A 24,581-nucleotide genomic window follows, 5' to 3' on the forward strand; every position below is an offset into this window, starting at 1 on the left:
AAAAAAGTAGCAGTTAAATTTAAAGAGAAGGAGGGATTACCTATAAATTCGGGGATTTAACTTTGGGTGGCAGGGTTTTAGTTTTTCATAGAACGACGAATTGTGGGTAGAGGTAAGTACCTGATATAATAACCGGGCATTGTGGCATACCCGGATTATTAGTAATTATTTCATAGGCAATACTATATTACTTCTTTCTCATAATAAAACTCAAATGTCTTCCAGCTTTTTTATCTTCCCGATATGAAAAGCCTTCCAAACTTTTGTAAGTACATGTTAGATCGAGTTGAATATTTTCTGATGGGATATCTGCTAGCTCGCATTGCTTCTTCACAGTTTTTTGATTATCTATATGGTACTTTTCCGTTCCATTATTAAAAGTAATAAAGTCATCAGCATAACCAAGGTTTTTATATTTCAAATATACATCTTCATCTACTTCGAACTTTTCTTGACTAATGGCGGGTCCAAGTATGACATGAAAACCAGTTGGATTACAATGTTCAACATGTACTAAATGCTGAAACACTTTCCTTGTTATTTCCTTTACTGTTCCTTGCCATCCTGAATGAATAACACCGACTAGTCCAGCCGATTCATGATAAAAAATGACAGGAACACAATCTGCAGTAAATGTGCATAATAAAATATTAGGTTCGTAAGTATAAAGTGCATCTGTATTATTAATCGCAGTTTCTGTGCTAAGAGCTCCTCTACCGCTATCAGTTACTGTAACTCGGTGGACATTGGCGCTATGGGTTTGGTTCGCACAAACGAATTGTTCGATGCCACAATTTAAAGTAGATGCTAATTTTAATCGATTTTCAATCACCTGTTGTGGGTTTTCACAAACATGTAAGGCCATATTATTTTGCTCGGGTTCTGACTCGTCTTTTAGCGTTGTTCCACAAATAAGCAAATGATTATCTAAGTAAAATTTTGATTTCATTTCATCACCCCAATTTCATCATAACATACCCAAAAAGCCGTCCCAAACATTGGAACGACTTTTTTATTAGTGTGTAGGTACGATTTCTACATTATCTACTACTGTATATAAATCTGTACCACTAGTTGATAATTCAGAAATCACACGGTACCAATCTAGATTTTCAGATGGCGTATTTGATATAGTGATCGGCATTTTATCTAAGCGTTTAATTGAACCATAAACTAAATACTGATATGCGCGGTTCGACGGATTATTTTTAACAATTGGCTCAGTTCGAACACTAACTTGTTCAGTTGTTGTAATGCCAACTTGATACTTTTTGTAATCTTTGCCGCCGAGTTTTTTATCAGTACTATACATATGGCCCGCTGTTTTTGCTCCCCAATAAGGATCTGTTGCATAACGAACATTCATGCCAATCATTTTATTCCCTAAAGCAACCCCGTTATATTGGAAGGCATCCATTTTAAGTGGGTTAAAATAAGTTGAGTTTATGCTGCTGATAAAATCGTTAATATTTTTCTCTACTGAAGTGAAAAACTTCTTAGAGTTCTTGTCTACTACCGATGAACAAGAATCATCATGATCAGGAACGTTTAGACCAAATAAGTTGTTATAGTATTGAGCATGACAACTCATTCCATAGTCGCTTTCGTGGATTGCAAGGGCAAGGATGAATAACGCATTAACACGATGTTCTTTTTCAATAGTCTTTAATGTGTTTCCAAGTCCTTTTAATTTGCTTTTCGTTGTTGCGTTCGCATATCTTGCTGCACCTGAATTTTGTCTTTCTTGGAGTGCACTTGCAATATACTGATCTAACTGTGCTGCCGTATAGCTAGTAGGAACACGCGGAGACATGTATTGGAAATAGGAATAGCTTTTACCTACAAATTTCCCGTTAGCATCATAGAAGTTAATTCCATCCATGCTATAATACTTTTCGCCATTTGTCATGAAAGTGGGTTTTTCACCAATTAAATAAGCACCATCATATTTTCCTGAAAGAGGACGATATACGTAATGATATAATCCTGTACTATTAGCTGAATAATAGGATTTCACATTGGGTGCAGGCGTAAGTTTTACATCTCCATGCTTCACATACATTTCTTGACCAGCTACATTGACCTTCACATAGTCTTCGTTTGAGTCTACATAGGCTAATTCATTATTTTCTGCAATTCCACCGTAATCCTTTTTGAAAGTTGGATCACCATAATAAACTGTCATAACTTTAGTAGAAACGAAACCACTAGGAATTTTTAAATATTCGCCATTTTGCATAATTCCTTGATTTGATTTTAAATTGGCATTTGCTTGTTCAAAAGTTTCATAGTTTGCTACTTTTGTAGAAGTGCCATTTGGTTGTATAGCCACAACGGAGTATCCTTCAGTAATTTTAAATGGTTTTGCAATTGCTTGTTTCAAAGTTTTATTCTGGTTATTTACCATTCCAGAAACGGCTTTCGTAATATGTAATGTGTAGGTTTGACCAAGTTCGTAGCCTTCACTAGGAGGATGAACTGTTACGATTTTTTCGTTAATAGAATACGTAACATCTTGTTTTACGTTTTGACTATTTGTCACATAAATAGTGTTCTGATTGACAGTATTCTTGTCAACAGGGTTGTTAAACGTAATTTTCCACTCTTTGTTGGTAGGCACATTTTCAACCTTTTCAGATAGGTTTGATGCACTAGCATTCGATGGAATTATTAGGAATAGTGCCGTTAGAAGTAAACAAATAAACTTCCATTGCTTTTTAAATTTAAGCATAAGTTAACCATCTCCTTTCTATTAATATTCTATCATTATAGCAGTTAAGGAAACTATTAATATAATCTGGCAATGTTTGGTTCCCCTCTATTTTCTAATTATATAGATTGATAGATTATTAATAAAATTTTTCGCTCAAAATTTTGGTAAGTTACTCTAATTTACTAACAGAAAAAATTACCAAACTAAATATTATTTCATGTATAACAATTATTGCGCTTAAACAAACTTTGATAATTTAGGGTTTCAAGATTAATTGTTAATAAACGTAACGATTTCGTAACAATATAACCAATATTTGCGGGGTTAAATTTTATAGAAAACTATTTTAGTATAAAGGTACAACAAACAGGAAGGATTGATACGATGTTTAACCAATTGAAAAAAGGCGTTATGGCAACTATTCTTGGAGCATCTTTATTAATACCGGTAACTGCATTAGCAGCTAATTCATCATATACAGTAACTTCAGGGGATACTCTTTGGAAAATAGCAGTAAAAACTCAAACAGGTGTTCAAGAATTAATCAATGTAAATCCACAACTTGCAAATCCAAACTTAATTTATCCAGGTCAAAAAATTAACGTACCAGAACAAGAAGGACAAGCAGTTGAGACAGAAGTTGTTCGTTTAGTAAATGTTGAGAGAGCGAAAGTTGGACTTCCAGCATTAAAAAGTGATTGGGAAGTAGCTCGTGTAGCAGAAGATAAATCACAGGATATGGCAGACAAAAATTACTTTAACCACACTAGCCCAACTTATGGTTCACCATTTACGATGTTGAAAAACTATGGCATTAACTATCGCTCAGCAGGGGAGAATATTGCACAAGGCCAACGTACAGCAGCAGAAGTTGTGAATGCTTGGATGAATAGTTCAGGTCACAGAGCAAATATTTTAAACAAAAACTTTACTCATATTGGTGTTGGTTATGTAGCAGATGGCCATTACTGGACACAAATGTTTATTCAAAAATAGTAACAAATGTACGTCGGGAACAAATTGTTCTCGGCGTTTTTTTAATAGCAAGTTAAATGCTAAAATAATCATAAAATGATTCACCAGAAAGAATGAAATCTTCCATGAATAATTTTTTGTACCACTACATGAGAAAGCAATTGAGACAGCAAAAGCAGTAGGTATAGTGGAAATTAAACGGGACAAGAAGAAAAGTAGTTCCCTAAACGCTTACGAAACTATTCAAAAAGAAGTTGATAAAGGTAGGGTTGGTTTTAAACGTAAATATGTAAGATGTTAATGCTCTTTTCAACAAAAAAAGGTGTCCCACTATTTGAGTGAGACACCTTTTTGATTAATCCTCTTGTATTTCTTTACGGTTTTTCTTAAGCATTTTAGAAAGGATTTCGTAAACGATTGGTACAACAACTAATGTCAATAATGTAGAACTTAGTAAACCGCCAATTACTGTGATTGCTAAGTCTTTTGACATTAAACCGCCACCGCCGCCGAATCCAATTGCCATTGGTAACATTGCACCGATTGTTGCAATGGCTGTCATTAAGATTGGTCGTAAACGTGTAGCCCCTGCTTCTAAGATGGCTTCACGCATTGAAAGTCCGTCACGTTCCATATGAATGATTCGGTCTACCAATACAATAGCGTTTGTTACAACGATACCAATTAACATTAATAGCCCCATCATTACTTGAACGGAAATTGTATGTCCTGTAATGAAAAGACCAACAAATGCACCGATGACTGTAAATGGTAATGAGAATAAAATTGAGAATGGAGCTAACCCTTCACCAAATGTTACAACTAATACAAAGTATACAATACCGATTGCTGCAATCATTGCAACACCAAGTTGAGTGAATGTTTCAGCCATATCTGCTGCAACACCAGCTACCCCTGTTGTTACACCTTTTGGTAAGTCAAGTTTGTCAATCTTCTTATCTGCTGCTTGTGACGCTTCAGAAATATCATCCCCAACAACAGTACCAGAAACCGTTGCATAGTATTCGCCTTTAGAACGGTTTAATGTATTAAGAGTTGTGCCTTTTTCTAAAGTAACAAGCTCTGATAAAGGCATCGTAGTACCAATACCTGTTTCAATTTCGATATCTAGCATTTCTTCTAACGTTTTTGGTGTAGCTTTTGCTTTACGTTGAATGATTACATCAATATCATTTCCGTCTGATTCAACGGTAGATAGAACTTCTTTACTTCCTTTATCCGAAAGTGCCATTACGATTTGACCAGTTGTTAAGCCATATTGTAAAACGTGTTTTTGATCCACTTTGAAGACATTTTCTACATATGGGTCTTCGGCATCACTTGAGATATCTTCTAAGTTTTTCACACCTACCAAAGCATCTTCTACTTGGTCAACTGCTTTCATTAAGTCATCTAAATCTTCACTATAAAGAGTATAGCTGATTTCATTTGATGACATGGACATAGAAGTGAAGTTTTGGGATTTCCATTCACCAGATTGGCCGATGTTAAATACGTATTCCTCTACTTCTTCCCGTGCCTCTGGGAAGTTTTCCATATCTGGGTCAAAGATTAGGTACATTAATGCACCGCCTCCTCCACCACCCATCATCATTGCGGTAGGATCAGCATTTTCAGAATCTGTTACAGATAATTGAAGAATGTCAATATCTTTACGTTTCATTAATTCTTTTTCTACTTCTTCAATGTTTGTTAACGTTTCTTCTTTTAGTTCTCCTGCTGCAGGTGTGTATGTTAAGTACATTACCTTTTCTTCAGCAGCTCCCATGAAACTAAAACCAATTAAAGGTGTAAGGGCAAGAGAACCAACTAATAAAATGATAGCGATTAGAGAAGTGATAATCTTATGATTTAACGTTTTTTCTAATACGCCTTTATACCATAATGCAAGTTTGCCAACTTCTTTGTGACTACTTTCTGTTTTCTCTCCGTATAATTTTTTACGGAATAAGAAATGAGAAAGTGCAGGAACGATTGTAATTGCTACGAGTAGTGAAGCCCCTAATGCAAAGGTCATTGTTAATGCAAATGGCATAAACAATTCTCCAACCATGCCTCCAACAAAAATAAGTGGTGCGAATACTGCAACCGTTACGATTGTTGAAGCTAAAATTGGTTTGAACATCTCTATTGTTGCCTCACGAATTAATGCGCGGCCGCGTAGTTTTTCTTCTCTTAAGTGCATACGACGATAGATGTTTTCCACCACTACAATGGAGTCGTCGATTACACGACCAATTGCTACCGTAACGGCACCTAATGTCATGATGTTTAATGTAATATCCATCCAGTGTAACAATAATAATGCCATAAAGATTGAAACCGGAATGGAGATAATTGAAATAATAGTTGATTTAAAGTCACGTAGGAATAGTAAAATGATTAATACAGCAATTAAACCACCAAACACAGCCTTTTCAACCATTGAGAATACAGATTCCTCAATCGGTTCACCTTGGTCAAGAGAAATGTCGACGATTAACCCATCAATCTTCTTTTCTTCCTCTTTAATTAAATCTTTTACTGCATTTACAACTGTTACAGTGTTTGCTTCTTGACCTTTAACGATTTGAATAGCAATTGCGTCTTCACCATTTGTACGTGAAACAGATTGAACTTTTCCTACTGTTTCGATTTTAGCGATATCAGCTAGTCTTACGAAAGGAACTGGGTTTTCAGCAGACGGTGTTACGGGAATCAGCATTTCTTTTAATTCATCAACTGTTTTAAACTTGCCATCAATCGCAATAGCTTCTTCCCCTTCTACAAATTCATAAAGACCAAGAGAAAGTGCCATATCACTTGCTTGAACCATTTGTTTTACTGTATCTTCAGTTAGGCCAAGTGTAGCCATTTTTTCTTCGTCATATGTGAAATTTACTTCTTCGATGTGTTGTCCTGTAATTGTTGCAGAAGCAACACCGTCGATTTTTTGAATTTTCGGTAATAATACATCTTCAACTGTTGACGTTAAATCAACAATATCTTCTTCTGAACTACTAACGGATAATGCAATTACTGGCATCATATTCATGCTGATTGCCATTACAGTAGGTTCTTCTACAACTTCTGGTAATTTTACATTATCTAAAGCAGACTCTAATTGGCGCTTTTTTTCATCCATATCTACGCCATATTCATACTCTATTTGAACTTGAGAGACGTTTGATGAAGAACTTGAGAATACAGCTTTTACATCTTCAAGACTTTCAACAGCCTTCTCCATCGGTATAGATACTTCATTCATCACTTGTTCTGGAGTAGCACCTGGATAAATACCCATGACAATTAAGTATGGTATAGAAATATCAGGTATGGACTCCATTTTCATACGCGTACCTGAATAAATACCCGATACTGTAATGATGATCGTCAATAACCATACAGCAAGTTTATTTTTCAGGACGAAATTAACTAAACCTTTCACTATTACACCTGCCCTCATTTGACTCTTGTGTTTCCGTTATTTATACTAATGACTAATTGGTCAGTTGTCAATGAATGAGTAGGAGTGTTTACAAATGGTTAAAAAACAACTCATAATGGAAAAATCATTGGAGTTATTTGTTGAAAATGGGTTTGAATCAACTTCAGTTCAACAAATTACGGAACGATGCGGTATATCAAAGGGAGCTTTTTATCTTCATTTTAAATCAAAAGATGAGTTAATTTACTGCTTAATTGACCAGTTTATGAGTGAGTTTATTGCTGATGTTGAACGGTCGGTCAGCGGAGATACGCCACCCGAGGAATTATTGTATAATTTCTTACATTTAATATTTAGCGAATTTCAGAAACAAGCGAATATCGCAAAATTGTTTATGAAGGAACAAGTCGTTTCGTTTAATAAAGATTTGTTAGAAAAAATGCAAATGTATCAAATAATGTTTAATCGAATTATTCTTTCGGTCGTACAAAGGCAATATGTTCAAACAGATAAAAAGATGCATCTCGACATTGTTATGGTAATTAACGGACTTACAAAAAGTTACTCGGAGTTAATCTTTCTAGATAATTATTCCGTTGACTTAGATAAATTATGTAAATCAATTGTCGAGAAAGTGTCGATTATTGCGCAGCATGCAAATATTCATACGATTACACTGGATTATTTTGCATCTACAAATCATCAAATACAAATCACAAGAGAATCAATTATCGAGCTCATCAATGAGGTGCTAAATGAAATTGATGATCATAAAATAGTTCGAGAATCTTTAGTATTATTAAAGGAGCATCTAAAGGAATCGAATTTGAGCGAAGTGCTCGTACAAGGATTGCTCAAAAATATAAGAACACATACAAGATGTAAGTGGATTGCTTTCCTTTATCAATTAGAGATTGAAAAGGAAGGAGGACAATAAAAAATGAGTACCATTATTGACTTAATGGTACTCATTTTTTGTTTAATATAGAGTAAAGAAATTATTGATTCATTGTACTATGTTTTCTTCCGTATACAAAGTAGAAGATAAGTCCGACTACAAACCAAATGCTACATGCAATCCAAGTATGAATAGATAGTTGAAGCATTAGGAACAGACAGGCAATAAATGATAGTATTGGCAGGATTGGGAATAGTGGAACTTTAAACCCACCCTTTGGAATACTTTTATTTTTTCTTAAGAAAATAACACCAATTGAAACGATTGTAAATGCAATCAACGTTCCCATGTTAACTAATTCAGCCAAAGTATTTAGTGGTATGAAACCTGCACAAAAAGCAACAGCAATTCCGAAAATCCAAGTATTAATATCAGGTGTATTGTGCTTAGGATTTAGTTTTGTCAGTATGTTCGGAAGTAGACCATCACGAGCTATGGCAAAAATAAGACGCGAGCCCCCATATATCATGACTAGTATTACGGTCATCATCCCCGTTACGGCCCCTAAAGATATTACACCCGAAATCCAATCTTGCCCAACAAGTTGAAGTGCATAGCTAACAGGATTGCTTACATTTAAGTCTGTAAATGGGACAATTCCAGTTAAAACCAATGAAACCGATATATATAGGAAGGAACAGACTAATAATGAACCAATGATTCCGATTGGTAAATTCCTTTGAGGATTTTTTACTTCCTCAGCAGCTGATGAAACAGCATCAAATCCGAGATAGGCGAAGAAAACAAGTGCTCCACCTGCAAGTACACCTTCAAAACCAAATGGCATAAACGGCTGCCAATTATCTGGTTTTACGTAAAATACACCAACGAAAATAAATAGTAAAATAACCCCGACTTTGACAAAAACCATGATTCTATTTATTTTAGCGGATTCCTGCATTCCAAGCGTTAATAAATAAGTGATAATAACAACAATTAGTACTGCGGGTAAATTAATAAATGTACCACCATCTGGATTAAAAGGACCTGTTAAAGAGGCTGGAATAAAAATGTTTAATCCCTCTAATAACGAGATTAAATATGCAGACCAACCAGTTGCAACAGATGCGGAAGCTAATCCATACTCTAATATTAACGCCCACCCAACAAACCAAGCTAGTAACTCTCCAAAGATAATATAGCTGTATGTATATGCACTTCCAGTAACAGGTATTGCTGAAGAAAATTCAGAATAACACATTGCTGCAAGGGCACAAACTAGAGCTGCAATTAGAAATGAAAATACTATAGCTGGCCCTGAATGACTAGCAGCTACAGTGCCGGGAAGGATAAAGATCCCTGTCCCAACAATGGCACCAACACCTAATAAAATAAGATCAAAGGCACCTAATGTTTGTTTTAGTCGTACACCATTATTTTTACTTAACAAATCATGAATATTCTTTTTTCTAAACAAATTTGACAACATAAACACCTATTCTTTTTATTATGAAAAAAATACTACTATGATTACGGTCGACGGTCAAATATTTATTAAAGAAAATGACGAATTTTATCGAATGTGTAGATAATTTCTAACAATTTACCAAATATAATTTTCCGAATTGTTAAAAATTTATTATTTTTCATAATACTATAAATAATTAAAAAGCTTAAGCCCCTATAAAAAGGACTTAAGCTTAATGAGGCTATTTATAAATGGATGTTATTTAATCTCGTCGTTAATTTTAATAAACTCTTGGATGTTTAGTAGAAATATATCTGTTAATTCAGGGTCGAAATGTATACCTCGTTGGTCTTGGAAGTATTTAATGATTTTTTCCATCTTCCAACCTTTTTTATAGACACGATCACTAATTAAGGCATCAAATACGTCAACAATCGCAGTAATTCGGCCATACAAGTGAATTTCTTTCTGCTTTAAGCCTCTAGGATAACCAGTGCCATTATATTTCTCATGGTGTTGATGGGCAATAATCGCAGCGGCTTTTAAAATAGGGCGTTCAGAGTGTTTTAACATATCGTATCCAATTTGAGCATGGCATTTCATAATTTCATACTCTTCTTTAGTTAGTTTGTCAGGTTTGTTCATTATAGCGTCACTTATTCCAACCTTGCCAATATCATGCATAGGGGATGCTAGCTGGATAATTTCTGATTCTTCTTCTGATAAACCGTACTTCAATGCTAAAAGCTTAGAAAATTCAGCTACCCTCTTAACGTGATTCCCAGTTTCTTTAGAGCGCATTTCTCCAATTTCCCCTAATGTGTAAATAATTTCCCTTTGTGTATGGTCAATTTCTTCAACTAAACAGACGTTTTTAAACGTTGCAGAGGTTTGGGAGGAAAAAATGTCAATAATTTTCTTATCCCAATCTGTTAAAGTTCTCGCAGTAAAGAAATAGATAAAATAGTGGCGGTTAAAAACTGTCCCGAGATAAAGTAAAAATGAATCGTTACCTATAAAACTTTGATTACTTTGAAAATGTTGAGTAATTTGTTCTGTAAATTTACTGAGAAGATCATGGATGGATACATTATCAAATATTCCATTTTTAATTAATATTGATGTACCTTCTATTGTTCTTTGTAAAAAAACTCCACCAATTTTAGATGAATCATTTAGTCTGAGGAGAGAGATGAACTGTAACATGATGGTGTTTACTAATTGATATTTCGAAGTATCTTTAATAATTTCAGATGTTGCAGATATAACGTGCTCTAACCTTTTTTTACTATCATCCACTACAAGCAAATCCCGATAGGCACGTAACATAAAAATAATGGATGTAAAAAGCCTTTGTGGAGTAAGTTCTGATTTTTCTTTGTAATCATTTATATTTTGGGAAATAATCACTTTATCTATGGGAAATTGGTTAGGTTGATTGATTAAAAGGAAAATACGAGTTTTGTTGTTTTGCAATTCGTTACGTAAGAAGTCTATAATTTTTAAGCTGACATCTTTCGTTTCTAGTACAGCATCAAGAAGAATGAGTGCTATATTGTCATTTTTACATATGATCTGTTTTGCCTCATTTGCAGTGTAAGCGTGAAATAGTGAAACAGGTTTTTCTTCAAAAATGACATCTTTTAGGGTGCTTTTTATCTTATCATGTATTGTTGGATCTTCATCCACAATTAGTATTTTCCATGAATCGATATGTATGTCATCTTCATTATAGTTTTGAAACAAGGTTTGAAAATTGTCTAAAGGTAACTTACTGTCCATCAGGAACCTCCGCCAAGATTAATTTGGAAGAATTCTTTACTTTATAGTAAAATAAGGTAATTTATTAATCGCAATGTATTAGTTATTAATTTTTATATAGAAAAATTTTAACAGAAACCGTGCAATATGTTATAAAAAATTTCATTTCGCTTTGAAGTTTATGTATAAAATGTGGACAGTATTAGGGTATTTTAGAAAAAGCTAGGTATATTTTAGAGAAATCATTAATGTACCTAGCTTCTAAAAATGGTTATCTTCCTTGGTAGCTATGAATCAAATCACCGTTTTGTCCACGTGCAAATACATCCGTACGATTTGGCCCCCAAGATACACTTGCTGGCGCACTTGTTAAATTTCCGCCTAGAGACTCCCAACTATCCCAACGTGAACCGTTCCAAGTGCGTTTATAAAGTCGGTTCCCTGTGCCTCTAACAAATACATCAAGTTGATTATTGCGTCGTGATGATACAGTTGGGCTACTCGTTAATGTTCCGCCTAAGCTTTCCCAATCAGACCATACAGAGCCGTTCCACCATTTATGGATTAAATCGTTATTTTGCCCTCGAGCGAACACATCAATACGATTTGGTCCCCATGAAACCGCTGCTGGTTCTGAATTTAAGTTACCACCAAGGTCTTCCCAATTTTCCCATCGAGAACCGTTCCATGTTCTTTTATATAAACGATTGTTAGAACCTCTGACAAATACATCTAACTGATTTGCTCGTCGTGAGGAAGCAGCAGGACCACTCGTTAATACTCCGCCAAGGTTTTCCCAATCATTCCAACGCGAGCCATCCCACCATTTATGATATAGTGCATTATCTGTTCCTCTGACAAATACATCAATACGATTTGGTCCCCAAGATACTGCTCCGGGAGAAGAGGTTAATACACCACCAAGGTTCTCCCAGTTACTCCATCTACTGCCGTCCCACCAAATGTGGTAAAGGGCATTATCCGTACCTCTTGCAAAAACATCTAGTCGATTCGCTTGCCAAGAAGATACAGTAGGTGCACCAACAATTGATCCACCAAGGCTTTCCCAATCAGACCATCGCCCACCTGGTGTAGGAGTCGGTCCTGGTCCGGGACTTGGTTGTTGTCCTCGTAGAATATTAACTGTTATCTCAATAACTCTTGTTAATACACGATCGATTGTGTTAAGTGGAAAATTTAGTTGACGAATAAGAAGATTGAACCAAGGTGTTTCACTTTGGAATTGCTCATAAATTTCGTTTGAAGACCTGTTAATGTTTGCTTCATTTCGAGTAAAGTTAACGATTAAAAAAATAAAGGTATCAACAAGCTGCCTATTCACCCCAGCCTGCTCTAATTGTGTATAAAGATTACTATGACGCGACCGAATTTCTTGCATAATTTCCTGAACATTTGGTCGATCAGATTGCCTAGAAGGTTGTTGTTGCCGCTGTGGTTGTCTTGGTTGTTGTTGTGCAGTATGCTGAGGATACTGTTGAGGTGTGGGGTACATAGGAACATATTGAACATAATATGGATAGCCATTATACATGTACACTTTTTTCATTCCCTCCATTTCTATGATAGTGTATGCAGTACACTTCAAAGTGGGACTATGAAGGAAGAGCAGAAGTATTTCTACTAATGAGCTAGTTTAGCGGTGGTTTTTTACCAAAAAGTAGCGAAGTTTTTGGTCTTTCTAATGGAGTAATATTTATTATAAAGTAGCTAATAATGAGGATTAGAATAACAAGGGAGTAAATTAGAGTATCAATAGGATGATCATGTTCAACGATAATAAGTCTTACCATCGCTGTTATGCCGATATAGATAAAGTACCTTAATGGGAAATGATATTCTTCCTTAAAGTACTTCACAATCATTGTAATGAACTCAAAATATAAAAAGAATAAAAGAATATTTGCAAGGAACACTTTATAATCGCTACCTCCTGAAATGAGGAGGATTTTAAAAAATTCAATGATTTCCCTAATGAGCAGAATTGATAGAATAACAGCTAAAGTAATTAAACAGCCATTTAAAAACCATTGTAAAGTTTTTGGAAAGTATAGCCTTGCATTGTCCCAGTTCCATTTTCCCATAAACGGTTTTTCCTCCTTTCACAGAGTTTAAATTTGCTATTTTAGAAAACTATCAGCATGTTGTACTTTATGAATAAATGATTAAATTAATGAAAAGGCATAAACGGTTTGTATGGAAAATTTGTTACAGTTATGGGGTATTTAATACAATAGAAGGAGTTTTTATGGAAAAGTTATTATATGAACGAAGCATAAAACGATATTACATCAACGTTATTTTTACAATTTTGGTTATGTTAACAGGTTTAAGCGTTCTAAATCCACGCATGGGACTAGATGAGATGGGTTTTTTAATACATGCATTACTTGTAATGATCTTATCTGTCTGTTTAATATATTATCCTAAAAATAGGACCCGCTATTTTCGATTGTGTATAGTTCTTTTATCCTTTGCGTTATTCTACTTGCTTTTCTTTTTATACCCTGAAACCGGCACGACAATATTATTAATTTGTTTTATCCCTGCAATTTCAATTTTGTTTTTTGATGCAAAGCTCTTTTATTTTTCCATCATTTTAAATACCCTACTTCTTACTCTAACTGTAACCTATATACAATTAGGACATTTAGAAGCAATGTATCCATATTTAACGGAGGATTTAATAGGAAATTGTATTAATCTAATTGTTAGTCAAATTATTCTCTCATTTATTTTTCATTTAACTTCCGAACGAATAAGAGCACAACACTTGTTTTATGAGCAAATGAAACATAATGAAAGATTGAAAACAACGGGTGAATTAGCTGCGGCAGTTGCCCATGAAATAAGAAATCCTCTGACAGTCGTGAAAGGTTATTTGCAAATCTATGAACAAGATTCAGCAGGAGATAATCAAAAAAAGCAAAACTTTAGACTATTAATAGAAGAATTAGAAACTGCAGAACATGTAATAACGGATTTATTATCTTTATCAAAACCATCAAATAATAGAGAAGTTGAGAAAATTGAAATTAAACCAATAATCTATAATGTAGCAGAATTACTTCAATCTTATGGTCTATCTACAAAGAATAAAATTGATGCATATGTAGAAGATGATTGTACCATTATTATGAATAAAATAGAGTTACATCAACTGCTCGTCAATATTATTAAAAATGCAATTGAAGCATCCTCTAGTGGAGATTCAATTGTAGTAAGAGCAGTTAAAAAGACAGAGAATGTGGTAATTACAGTATCCGATTATGGAAAGGGAATGTCAGCACAAGAATTAGAGTCGATTGGCACCCCATTTTATTCACTAAAAGCAAAAGGAACAGGGCTCGGGATTATGATTTGTAACCATATTGTTGCAAATAATAACGGTTCGATCCATTATGAAAGTGTATCTGGCAAAGGGACAACTGTTACAATTACGTTCCCATCTCATCACTAGGGCTTGATGTAAATTATGCATAGGATTGGTGTGACGAAGATGATTAAAAAAATATCAACAAATTTATGGTTTAATATAGAGGCAGAGGAAGTAGCAAATTTTTATGTTTCTATTTTTAAAAATTCGAATATCGAAAAAGTGACACGATATGGAAAAGAACGCCACGAGTTGGAAGGGTTATCACAAGGGGATGTAATGACAGTAGAATTTCAACTTGAAGGACAATCTTTTGTAGCTCTAAATGGTGGCCCTCTGTACAAATTTACTGAAGCGATTTCTTTCATTGTTAACTGCGATTCACAGGAAGAAATTGACTACTTTTGGGATAGACTTTCTGAAGGTGGGGAAAAAAAAGCGCAAGTGTGCGGATGGTTAAAAGATCGTTATGGTGTTTCGTGGCAAATTGTTCCTACCATTTTAAATGATTTAATAACAGGAGACAGCTCCAAAAGCGAAAGAGTAATGAAAGTGTTGCTACAAATGAAGAAAATTAATATAGAGCAGTTAGTAAGAGCCTATAATGAAGAATAACAATTTACTTTAAAGTGGGGGCACTTAAATGGCAAGTTCGATTGTAGAAAAGTTGAAGCTGACCAAATATAAAAATGTGGCATTATTAAATGTTCCAGTAGGTTCTCATTATTTTGATGGGATATCTGATTGCGACACAGTGCTAGGAACAAAAAAATATGACTTAATTTTTTCATTTGTCTTAGATATGCAAAGCTTACAAAGTGGCGTTAGCGAGATAATAGAAGGTAATTACTTAAGCACACAAGGATACTTATACTTTGCCTATCCGAAGAAGGGGAATAAAGTATATCAAACCTTCATTCACCGCGACGAATTGTTAGAAGGCTTAGGTGCAGATCGAGATGGGTATATAGGTAATAGTACGATTAAATTTTCACGCATGGTTGGCTTAGATGATGTATTCACGGTAGTGGGCTTAAAAGAAGATTCAAAAACAAAAAATAAGGTTTCGACTAAGAAAAATCAATATGTTGATGATTATATAGATTATATTCCTCAAATAGAACAAAGTTTAGAAGATGCTCCTAATTTGTTAGCTTTTTATCAATCCTTAACTCCAGGCTACAAAAAAGATTGGGCCCGATATGTATACAGTGCAAAACAAGATGTGACTAAGAAAAAACGACAAGAAGAAATGAAAAAGATATTAGCTGAAGGATATAAAACGCGAGATCTTTATAAGTTGGGTAAAAAATAATATCACATTAGTAAGTAACGGTATTTTAAAAGAAACCGTTACTTTTTTATTTTATGATTTCGTAATATTACTTTAAAATAGTTTTATTTAACATAATAATATTTATTTGCAAAGTAAGAACAACCGAAGCATTTTCAGAAAAGTGTTGCATTTTAGTTAACACATAATATTCTGTTTTTAGAAAACAATCTAAATTTACTAAAAATTTTACTAGACTAAATAGGTAGAATGTTTTACAATCGTAAAGTCTAACAATCAGAAAAAGGATATGGGGATAATTTCATCATTCAGAATATTTCGATTAACTATTGCTGTATTCTAATGTATTAGCTATAATTATCAGAAATATCAATATTCTTTGAAACATCTATGCGGGGGGATATAAAAATGACAGAGAAAAAGACATTAAAGAGATTTGCATCGGTATTTCTAGCATCATCATTAATAGTAGGAGCTTTAGCAGGTTGTAGTTCTAGCGAGGAAGGAACAACTACAACAACTAGCGGTGGAAGTTCTTCTGGTAGTAGTGATTCTAGTGAAGTCATTAAAATCGGTGCTAACTTAGAACTTTCTGGTGCAGTAGCATCTTACGGATCATCTATTGGAAAAGGTGCAGAGCTTGCAGTTGAAGAAATTAACGCTGCTGGTGGTATCGATGGTAAGCAAATTGAATTAGTAAAAGTAGACAATAAATCAGAAAACTCAGAAGCAACAAACGCAGCTATTAAACTAGCTACTCAAGATAAAGTTACTGCAATGATTGCTCCTGCAACATCAGGTAACGTAATTGCAACTGCTCAAATTGCAAACCAATATAAAATTCCGACTGTTACGGCATCTGGTACTGCTCCAAACGTAACAGAAAATGAAGATGGTTCAATCAATGATTACGTATTCCGTACATGTTTTATTGACCCATTCCAAGGAATTGTAGCAGCTAACTTCGCAACTGAACTTGGTGCAAAAAATGTAGCAATTTATGCGGACAACTCTTCTGACTATGCAAAAGGCTTAGCTGCATCATTTAAACAGCAAATTGAAGCAAACGGTGGGAAAGTTGTAGCAGAAGAAGCTTATGTTGCAAAAGATGTAGACTTTAAGTCAACATTAACAAACCTAAAATCAAAAAACCCAGAATTTATCTTTATCCCTGGTTATTATGAAGAAGTTGGTCTAATCGTTAAGCAAGCTCGTGAATTAGGAATTGATGTACCATTAATGGGTGCTGATGGTTGGGATTCTCCAACACTAGTTGAACTTGCAGGAAAAGATGCATTAAACAACACATTCATTACAAATCACTATTCATCTCAAGATCCAGAGGAAACAATCCAAGGATTTGTTAAAGCATTTGAAGGTAAATTCAACGAGTCACCAAACGCATTCCACGCACTTGGTTACGACACAGTTTACTTTATTGCTGATGCAATCAAACGTGCTGGATCAACAGATGGTGAGGCAATTCAAAAAGCTTTAGCTGAAACAACAGACTTAAGCTTGATTACAGGTACATTCTCAGTTGACGAAAAACACAACCCAGTTAAATCTGCAACAGTTCTAGAATATGTAGACGGCAATCAAAAGTTCAACTCTAAAGTTAATCCGTAAGATACGTATTTTGCGTATTTGAACAAACAAGGGGGGCTTGAGGCCTCCCTTTTTACAGTTTTCTATTATCAATTTTTTCACAATAAAAAGAGTTACATAGAATCTTAGGAACTAAAATATTTTAATTATAAAGGACTAATTAGTTAAAGGAGTGAGGACTCATGGAATGGTTGCAACAACTAGTGAATGGTATATCACTAGGTAGTATTTATGCGTTGATTGCACTAGGATATACAATGGTATATGGGATTATCAAGTTAATTAACTTTGCCCATGGTGACGTATTTATGCTAGGTGCCTTTATAGGATTCTATGCAATCGCACGGTGGGATATCGGATTTATCCCAGCATTAATTATCTCCATGTTACTTTGTGCAATCATTGGAGTTATTATTGAACGGGTTGCCTATAAACGATTACGGAATGCGACTCGTATTGCAGCATTAATTACTGCAATTGGGGTATCTTTATTAATTGAGTATACAGTAATCTTCTTCAGAGGAGCATCACCTGAAGCTTATCCTGAAGTAATGGCGAATAAATCAATCTCAATTTTCGGAGCAAGTATTAGCTCACAATCTATTATGATTTTAGCAGTAACAATCGTACTGATGATTTTATTACAATTTATCGTTCATAAAACGAAAATTGGTAAAGCGATGCGCGCGGTTTCTCATGATGCGGACGCAGCACGACTAATGGGGATAAACGTTGACAATACAATCTCAGCTACTTTTGCAATTGGCTCAGCTTTAGCTGGGGCAGCAGGTGTAATTTTCGGTATTTATTACACAAGAATTGATCCTTTAATGGGGGTACTACCTGGCTTAAAAGCTTTCGTAGCAGCAGTACTAGGAGGTATTGGAAGTATTCCGGGTGCTATGGTTGGCGGTTTAGTTTTAGGGGTAGTTGAAACAATTGTAAGTGCTATAGGATATTCTTTATGGCGCGATGCAGCAGCCTTTGTAATTTTAATTTTAATCTTAATCTTGAAACCATCGGGTATATTCGGTAAAAACGCCCGTGAGAAAGTGTAGGTGACATTGCATGAAAAAGTCTAAAGCCTTTTGGGGATTCCTCGTTTTAGCACTAGTAATCTATGCAGTCGTACAGGGCATGATCTCAGGCGGAATGCTAGATTTGTATTATCAAAACATCCTAATTCAAATGTGTATTAACATTATGCTTGCAGTAAGTTTACATATCGTAATTGGGATAACAGGTCAGTTTTCAATCGGCCATGCTGGGTTCATGGCAGTAGGTGCGTATATAAGTGCAATTGCAACAATGAAATTAGGATTACCACTAATCGTAGCCATTTTACTAGGTGCGGTGATTTCAGCATTAGCAGGACTACTTGTAGGGATTCCAACGCTACGACTTAAAGGCGACTATTTAGCGATTGCTACTTTAGGATTTGCTGAAATAATTCGTATTATTTTCTTAAACGTTGAGTATGTTGGTGGTGCTGCTGGTATGGTAGTAACCAACATGACAACTTGGACATATGCATTTGTCGGAGTAGTCATAACTATTTTGGTCATTGCGAACTTTACCAATTCCCGACACGGCCGTGGGTGTATTTCAATTCGTGAAGATGAAATTGCTGCGGATGCGATGGGTATTAATACAACCTATTATAAAGTTGTTGCCTTTACAATCGGTTCCTTCTTTGCAGGAATTGCAGGCGCAATTTATGCACATAACTTTTTCATCATTCAACCAACAACATTTAACTTCTTAAAATCTTTTGATATTTTAATTTATGTGGTTCTTGGCGGTTTGGGAAGTTTATCAGGTTCTGCGATTGCTGCTATTTTCTTAACATTAGTATCAGCATATTTAGCAAACTTCCCTGAAACACGTATGATTATTTATTCAGTAGTATTAATTATCGTAATGCTTTATCGCCCAACAGGATTAATGGGAACGAAAGAAATTACATCATTATTTAAGTTTGGTAAAAAGGGAGGTTCTAAAGTATGAGTAACCTTCTAATTAAAACAGAAAATATGGGCATCCAATTTGGAGGCTTAAAAGCTGTTCAAAATGTAAACATGTATTTAAATAAAGGTGAATTAATTGGATTAATTGGTCCGAATGGTGCTGGGAAAACAACAACTTTCAACATGCTAACTGGTGTGTATCAACCTACTGAAGGTGGGATTACCTTTGAAGGGAAAAAGCTCAATGGGCTTAAACCATATCAAGTTAGTAAGCTTGGAATTAGTCGTACGTTCCAAAACATTCGCCTATTTAAAGATTTATCGGTTCTTGATAATGTAAAAGTTGCAAACCATAATCTTGCGAAACATTCTCTATTATCATCAATATTCCGATTACCAAGCCATTTTTCTGGCGAAGCAAAAATGGAGAAGGAATCAATTGAGTTTTTAAAGATCTTTGGATTAGATGTATATAAAGACGAGTTTGCAAAGAATTTACCTTACGGGATGCAACGCCGATTAGAAATAGCACGTGCGTTAGCTGCAAATCCACAGCTATTGCTACTGGACGAACCTGCAGCGGGGATGAACCCACAAGAGACGCATGATTTAATGGAATTGATTGCATTTATTCGGAAAGAATTTGGTTTAACAATTCTTTTAATTGAACATGATATGCATTTGGTTATGGGGATTTGTGAACGTATTTATGTACTAGACCATGGCCAATTAATTGCAGATGGAACGCCAGAAGAAATTCGAAACAATCCAAAAGTAATCGAAGCTTACCTTGGTGAGGAGGTTATTGATTAATGCTTAAAGTAAACAACATCGACGTATTTTATGGAAATATTCATGCATTGAAAGATATCTCCTTAGAAGTAATTGAAGGTGAAATCGTTACACTAATTGGAGCTAATGGAGCCGGTAAATCTACATTATTAAAAACATTATCTGGTCTATTAAAACCAAAGCATGGTAATATTTTATACTTTACACAACAAATTGCTGGAAAACCTGCTCAAACAATTGTAAAAAGTGGTATTTCCCATGTTCCAGAAGGTCGTCGTGTATTTTCTAACATGTCTGTTGAGGAAAACTTAGAACTTGGTGCCTATTTACGTAATGACCGAGATGGAATTAAAAAAGATATGGATTATGTGTATGAGCTGTTCCCAATTTTGGATGAACGTCGTAAGCAATTGTCTGGAACTTTGTCTGGTGGGGAGCAACAAATGTTAGCGATGGGCCGTGCACTAATGGCTAAACCAAAGCTATTATTGATGGATGAACCGTCAATGGGGTTAGCACCACTTGTAGTTAAAAAAATATTTGAGATTATTAAGGCTGTTAATAGCCAAGGAACAACGGTTTTACTAGTAGAACAAAATGCGAATATGGCGCTGTCAATTGCTGACCGTGCTTATGTTTTGGAAACAGGTAAAATTGTACTTTCAGGAACAGCAAAAGAACTACAAGAAAGCGAGCAAGTAAAAGCAGCTTATCTTGGAGGTCTATAAAAATAAGACAAGTCTATGTTTTAAAATAGTAAAACTAGTGAAGAAATGAGTCTTCACTAGTTTTTTTGTGGCTCTATATTTCTACCAAACTATTTCTTCAGGATATTTTAAAGAAAGTGGTAATTCATGAATTTCGTGCTTTGTAACGCTTGCTGTGGCTAAAATTTCTTCTTTTAACATGACATATGCTTCATCTTCAATCATTAAACGGATTGCATAAGCTGCTAAATTTTCCTTTCTTTCTTCTTTTGATAGATTAATATATTCCAAGTTTAAAAGATCTACATATTGTGTTGCATATCGGAAATAGTTTAATGATCGATTTTGTATTAACTGTTGGAGAACGGTGTAATGTTCATCTGAAAGCTGATATTTTAAACAATCTAATACATTTCCTTGAAATTTTCGAATGATGGCTATATGTATATTCCACAAAGTGTCGTCTATCATTTCATTATGTAATTTAATAAAATCAGATAAAGCTAATGCTGTAAAAACCAATTCTGGCCATAATATTTCAACGCTAAAATATACGTTTTTTTCTGGAGCAATCATATTGTGGTGTTTTAACATTTCGCGATGGACACCATTTGAGACAAGTTCTATATTTTTTTCACCTTGTACAGCTTTTCGTAGGTTATAGCAAACATTTAAAATTCGGTGTCTTGCTCCTTGGTAATCGTAATAGCGATTTTCATCTCCTATAACAACATATATAGCACTGACTAACTCGTCTAAATCCCAATAATCACCGCTGATACGTGCACCTGTCAGTCGTTCTGTACACTCGATTGATAACAACATCCCCAACCCCTTACAAATTTAAAGTTTGGAAACACAAGCATAGGAGTTTGCTTGTTGTTTCCCTTTTCAATATTAAACCTTTTACCCCTTCTTTGGCTTGTAGTTTAATAATTTGAATAGCTCGTTTTTTTCTTTATCTGTTAAGTCGCGCCATTGACCTACTTTTAAATTACCAAGATGAATATTCATTATGCGAATTCGTTGTAGTCGTTTTACTGTATAGCCTAATGCAGAACACATCCGACGAATTTGCCGATTTAAGCCTTGTTCCAAAATAATTTTGAACACTTGTGAAGACACTTTCTCCACTTTACAAGGAAGTGTAACGGTATCTAGTATTTCAACACCAGAAGCCATTTGTTGTAGAAAGCGGTCCGTTATTGGTTTGTCCACTTGTACAATATATTCTTTCTCATGGTGATTTTCTGCACGTAAAATTTCATTTACAACATCTCCGTCATTTGTAAGGAGTAACAATCCTTCAGAATCTTTATCTAGTCGGCCAATGTGGAAGATTCGCTTTGAATGACCGACAAAATCAACAACATTTCCTTTAATATGTTTTTCCGTTGTACTAGTAATGCCAACTGGTTTATTCAATGCAATGTAGACAAGTTCCTCTTCCTTTTTGACAGGATTTCCATCTACACAAACGACATCTCCATCATTTACTTGACTACCAATTGTAGCAACCTCACCGTTTATTGTAATGCGGCCTTCTTCAATCCATTTATCTGCTCCGCGACGAGATACAATTCCAGTTTCACTTAAATATTTATTAATTCTCATAAAAACTCCTAATGTTTATTTTTAGTATACAATAACCTAAAATTTCTAACTTTACTATTGTAGACATCGAATTATTTTGAAATACATAGGGCTATATACTTAATACTATTTTATAGTAAATTAGATACATTTTGTAGAAAAAACAGACATAAAAAAGAAAATACTATTTCCCTTTTTTGAAATATTTGCTAAATTATAAACATATAGTATACAAATACCTTTTAATAGATTGGGGAAGTAAGTGCTAAAAGGTATTTGTAGAGATTAATAGGTGAAAAGGGGAGAATTAAACATGTCAGTATTAACAATGGCGTATGCATTTCCGAACACTGAAGGAGCAGTTGTAAACTTTAAAGAAAAGTACGACAACTTTATCAATGGACAATGGACAGCACCAGTTAATGGAGAGTATTTCGACAATGTAACACCAGTTACCGGAAAAGTGTATACAAAAGTCGCACGCTCTACTGCTGAGGATATTGAGCTTGCTCTAGATGCAGCCCATGCAGCAAAAGAAGCTTGGGGGAAAACTTCAGTTGCCGTGAGAGCAAATATTTTAAATAAAATTGCTGATCGCATGGAAGAAAACTTAGAGATGCTAGCAGTTGCTGAATCTTGGGAAAATGGTAAAGCCGTTCGTGAAACATTAAATGCAGACTTACCTCTTGCGATTGACCATTTCCGTTATTTTGCGGGTGCAATTCGTGCTCAAGAAGGTGGTATTAGTCAAATTGATGAAGATACTGTAGCATATCATTTCCATGAACCTATTGGTGTAGTTGGACAAATTATCCCTTGGAATTTCCCGTTGCTAATGGCTTGTTGGAAATTAGCACCAGCTTTAGCGGCAGGTAACTGTGTTGTGTTAAAACCTGCAGAACAAACTCCTGCATCTATTCTAGTTTTAGCAGAGTTAATTGAAGACTTATTACCGCCAGGAGTTTTAAATATCGTGAACGGTTTTGGTTTAGAAGCTGGTAAACCACTTGCTTCAAACCCTCGTATTGGCAAAATTGCGTTTACTGGTGAAACAACAACTGGTCGTTTAATTATGCAATATGCATCTCAAAATATTATCCCTGTAACATTAGAACTTGGTGGTAAGTCACCTAACATTTTCTTTGAAGATATTTTTGAAGAAGATGATGAGTTTTTAGATAAAGCAATTGAAGGTTTCGTATTATTTGCGTTAAATCAGGGTGAAGTTTGTACTTGCCCATCTCGTGCATTAATTCAAGAATCTATTTACGAGAAGTTTATGGAGCGTGCATTAAAACGCGTTGAAGCAATTAAAACAGGAAATCCATTAGATCCTACTGTTATGATGGGTGCTCAAGCTTCTTCTGAACAAATGGAGAAAATTTTATCTTATTTAGATATTGGTAAACAAGAGGGTGCAGAATGCCTAATTGGTGGAGAACGTAACCAGTTAGACGGTGACCTAAAAGACGGTTACTATATTAAGCCGACTGTATTTAAAGGAAACAACAAAATGCGCATCTTCCAGGAAGAGATTTTTGGACCAGTTGTTGCTGTAACAACGTTCAAGACGAAAGAAGAAGCTTTAGAAATTGCAAATGATACGTTATACGGTTTAGGTGCTGGTGTTTGGACACGTGATATGAACACTGCATACCGTTTTGGTCGTGCAATCGAAGCTGGTCGAGTTTGGACAAACTGTTATCATGCATATCCAGCTCATGCTGCATTTGGTGGATACAAAATGTCTGGAGTTGGTCGTGAAACACATTTAATGATGTTAAATCACTATCAACAAACAAAAAATTTATTAGTAAGCTATAGCCCTAATAAATTAGGATTCTTCTAAGAGAAAAAGTTGCCGATCAAATGCCACATAAACGTGGCATTGTCGGCACTAATAATTCGTGAGTGTCTGGTGTAAGATGCTTGAAGCAAAACACTTGTCCAAAAAAAGAGATTA

The 24,581-nt window shown here is 34.9% G+C and carries 20 protein-coding genes and 1 pseudogene; 12 read left to right on the plus strand and 9 right to left on the minus strand.

From position 1 onward, the window contains the following. Positions 1 to 187 precede the first annotated feature (187 nt). Positions 188 to 949, minus strand: a complete 762-nt coding sequence (gene pgeF / locus CRO00_RS09175; protein ID WP_097073395.1) for a peptidoglycan editing factor PgeF — start codon at positions 947 to 949, stop codon at positions 188 to 190. Positions 950 to 1,015: 66 nt separating this feature from the next. After that, complete coding sequence (locus tag CRO00_RS09180) at positions 1,016 to 2,731, minus strand: N-acetylglucosaminidase (RefSeq protein ID WP_097073396.1); 1,716 nt, start codon at positions 2,729 to 2,731, stop codon at positions 1,016 to 1,018. 366 nt (positions 2,732 to 3,097) lie between these two features. On the opposite strand from CRO00_RS09180, the gene safA reads away from it, so the two are divergent. Both safA and CRO00_RS09190 read left to right on the plus strand, forming a co-directional pair. Continuing rightward, on the plus strand, positions 3,098 to 3,709 hold the full coding sequence (safA, locus tag CRO00_RS09185; protein ID WP_097073397.1) for a SafA/ExsA family spore coat assembly protein: 612 nt from the start codon (positions 3,098 to 3,100) through the stop codon (positions 3,707 to 3,709). 74 nt (positions 3,710 to 3,783) lie between these two features. Beyond that, positions 3,784 to 3,989: pseudogene (locus tag CRO00_RS09190) on the plus strand (DNA alkylation repair protein); the annotation flags it as partial. A 54-nt stretch (positions 3,990 to 4,043) separates the two neighbouring features. Here the strand turns inward: CRO00_RS09190 and CRO00_RS09195 are convergent. Continuing rightward, the gene (locus tag CRO00_RS09195; RefSeq protein ID WP_097073398.1) at positions 4,044 to 7,136 is read right to left on the minus strand and encodes an efflux RND transporter permease subunit; all 3,093 of its coding nucleotides are present in this window, start codon (positions 7,134 to 7,136) and stop codon (positions 4,044 to 4,046) included. A gap of 94 nt (positions 7,137 to 7,230) precedes the next feature. Between CRO00_RS09195 and CRO00_RS09200 the strand changes: the two genes are divergently transcribed. Beyond that, positions 7,231 to 8,073 (plus strand): TetR/AcrR family transcriptional regulator, encoded by an 843-nt coding sequence (locus tag CRO00_RS09200; protein ID WP_097073399.1) that lies wholly within the window; start codon positions 7,231 to 7,233, stop codon positions 8,071 to 8,073. 61 nt (positions 8,074 to 8,134) lie between these two features. Here CRO00_RS09200 and CRO00_RS09205 read toward each other — a convergent pair whose 3' ends face one another. The 4 genes from CRO00_RS09205 to psiE all read right to left on the minus strand — a co-directional run bounded on the left by CRO00_RS09205 (position 8,135) and on the right by psiE (position 13,365). Next, positions 8,135 to 9,520 carry a branched-chain amino acid transporter BcaP gene (locus tag CRO00_RS09205; RefSeq protein ID WP_097073400.1) on the minus strand — a complete coding sequence of 462 codons (1,386 nt, stop codon included), beginning with the start codon at positions 9,518 to 9,520 and terminating at the stop codon, positions 8,135 to 8,137. Positions 9,521 to 9,760: 240 nt separating this feature from the next. Further along, positions 9,761 to 11,284, minus strand: a complete 1,524-nt coding sequence (locus tag CRO00_RS09210) for an HD domain-containing phosphohydrolase (RefSeq protein WP_097073401.1) — start codon at positions 11,282 to 11,284, stop codon at positions 9,761 to 9,763. A gap of 250 nt (positions 11,285 to 11,534) precedes the next feature. Continuing rightward, complete coding sequence (locus tag CRO00_RS09215) at positions 11,535 to 12,830, minus strand: PLL family lectin (protein ID WP_202615649.1); 1,296 nt, start codon at positions 12,828 to 12,830, stop codon at positions 11,535 to 11,537. An 82-nt stretch (positions 12,831 to 12,912) separates the two neighbouring features. Continuing rightward, positions 12,913 to 13,365: a phosphate-starvation-inducible protein PsiE gene (psiE, locus tag CRO00_RS09220; RefSeq protein ID WP_097073402.1), complete on the minus strand. Its 453-nt coding sequence runs from the start codon at positions 13,363 to 13,365 to the stop codon at positions 12,913 to 12,915. A 164-nt stretch (positions 13,366 to 13,529) separates the two neighbouring features. Here psiE and CRO00_RS09225 point away from each other — a divergent pair, with 164 nt between their 5' ends. The 8 genes from CRO00_RS09225 to CRO00_RS09260 all read left to right on the plus strand — a co-directional run bounded on the left by CRO00_RS09225 (position 13,530) and on the right by CRO00_RS09260 (position 21,046). Beyond that, the gene (locus CRO00_RS09225) at positions 13,530 to 14,741 is read left to right on the plus strand and encodes an ATP-binding protein (protein WP_097073403.1); all 1,212 of its coding nucleotides are present in this window, start codon (positions 13,530 to 13,532) and stop codon (positions 14,739 to 14,741) included. 39 nt (positions 14,742 to 14,780) lie between these two features. Then, complete coding sequence (locus tag CRO00_RS09230; RefSeq protein WP_419865871.1) at positions 14,781 to 15,272, plus strand: VOC family protein; 492 nt, start codon at positions 14,781 to 14,783, stop codon at positions 15,270 to 15,272. A gap of 28 nt (positions 15,273 to 15,300) precedes the next feature. After that, the gene (locus tag CRO00_RS09235; protein ID WP_097073404.1) at positions 15,301 to 15,972 is read left to right on the plus strand and encodes a YdeI/OmpD-associated family protein; all 672 of its coding nucleotides are present in this window, start codon (positions 15,301 to 15,303) and stop codon (positions 15,970 to 15,972) included. 387 nt (positions 15,973 to 16,359) lie between these two features. Continuing rightward, a complete protein-coding gene (locus CRO00_RS09240; RefSeq protein ID WP_097073405.1) occupies positions 16,360 to 17,580 on the plus strand; it encodes an ABC transporter substrate-binding protein in 1,221 nt (406 codons plus the stop codon). Between the two features lie 161 nt (positions 17,581 to 17,741). After that, the gene (locus tag CRO00_RS09245) at positions 17,742 to 18,617 is read left to right on the plus strand and encodes a branched-chain amino acid ABC transporter permease (protein WP_097073406.1); all 876 of its coding nucleotides are present in this window, start codon (positions 17,742 to 17,744) and stop codon (positions 18,615 to 18,617) included. A 10-nt stretch (positions 18,618 to 18,627) separates the two neighbouring features. Continuing rightward, positions 18,628 to 19,566 (plus strand): branched-chain amino acid ABC transporter permease, encoded by a 939-nt coding sequence (locus CRO00_RS09250; RefSeq protein WP_097073407.1) that lies wholly within the window; start codon positions 18,628 to 18,630, stop codon positions 19,564 to 19,566. Next, a complete protein-coding gene (locus tag CRO00_RS09255) occupies positions 19,563 to 20,339 on the plus strand; it encodes an ABC transporter ATP-binding protein (RefSeq protein ID WP_097073408.1) in 777 nt (258 codons plus the stop codon). Before CRO00_RS09250 ends, CRO00_RS09255 begins: the two co-directional genes overlap by 4 nt. Beyond that, positions 20,339 to 21,046, plus strand: a complete 708-nt coding sequence (locus tag CRO00_RS09260) for an ABC transporter ATP-binding protein (protein ID WP_097073409.1) — start codon at positions 20,339 to 20,341, stop codon at positions 21,044 to 21,046. Before CRO00_RS09255 ends, CRO00_RS09260 begins: the two co-directional genes overlap by 1 nt. An 81-nt stretch (positions 21,047 to 21,127) precedes the next feature. Here the strand turns inward: CRO00_RS09260 and CRO00_RS09265 are convergent, their stop codons facing one another. Both CRO00_RS09265 and rluF read right to left on the minus strand, forming a co-directional pair. Next, positions 21,128 to 21,847, minus strand: a complete 720-nt coding sequence (locus CRO00_RS09265; protein WP_097073531.1) for a DUF6904 family protein — start codon at positions 21,845 to 21,847, stop codon at positions 21,128 to 21,130. 84 nt (positions 21,848 to 21,931) lie between these two features. Then, positions 21,932 to 22,639, minus strand: a complete 708-nt coding sequence (rluF, locus tag CRO00_RS09270; protein ID WP_097073410.1) for a 23S rRNA pseudouridine(2604) synthase RluF — start codon at positions 22,637 to 22,639, stop codon at positions 21,932 to 21,934. 307 nt (positions 22,640 to 22,946) lie between these two features. On the opposite strand from rluF, the gene adh reads away from it, so the two are divergent. After that, entirely contained in the window at positions 22,947 to 24,467 is a 1,521-nt protein-coding gene (gene adh, locus CRO00_RS09275; protein ID WP_097073532.1) for an aldehyde dehydrogenase, read from the plus strand. Positions 24,468 to 24,581 lie beyond the last annotated feature (114 nt).

The sequence above is a fragment of the Ureibacillus xyleni genome, assembly GCF_900217795.1.
Taxonomy (GTDB): domain Bacteria; phylum Bacillota; class Bacilli; order Bacillales_A; family Planococcaceae; genus Ureibacillus; species Ureibacillus xyleni.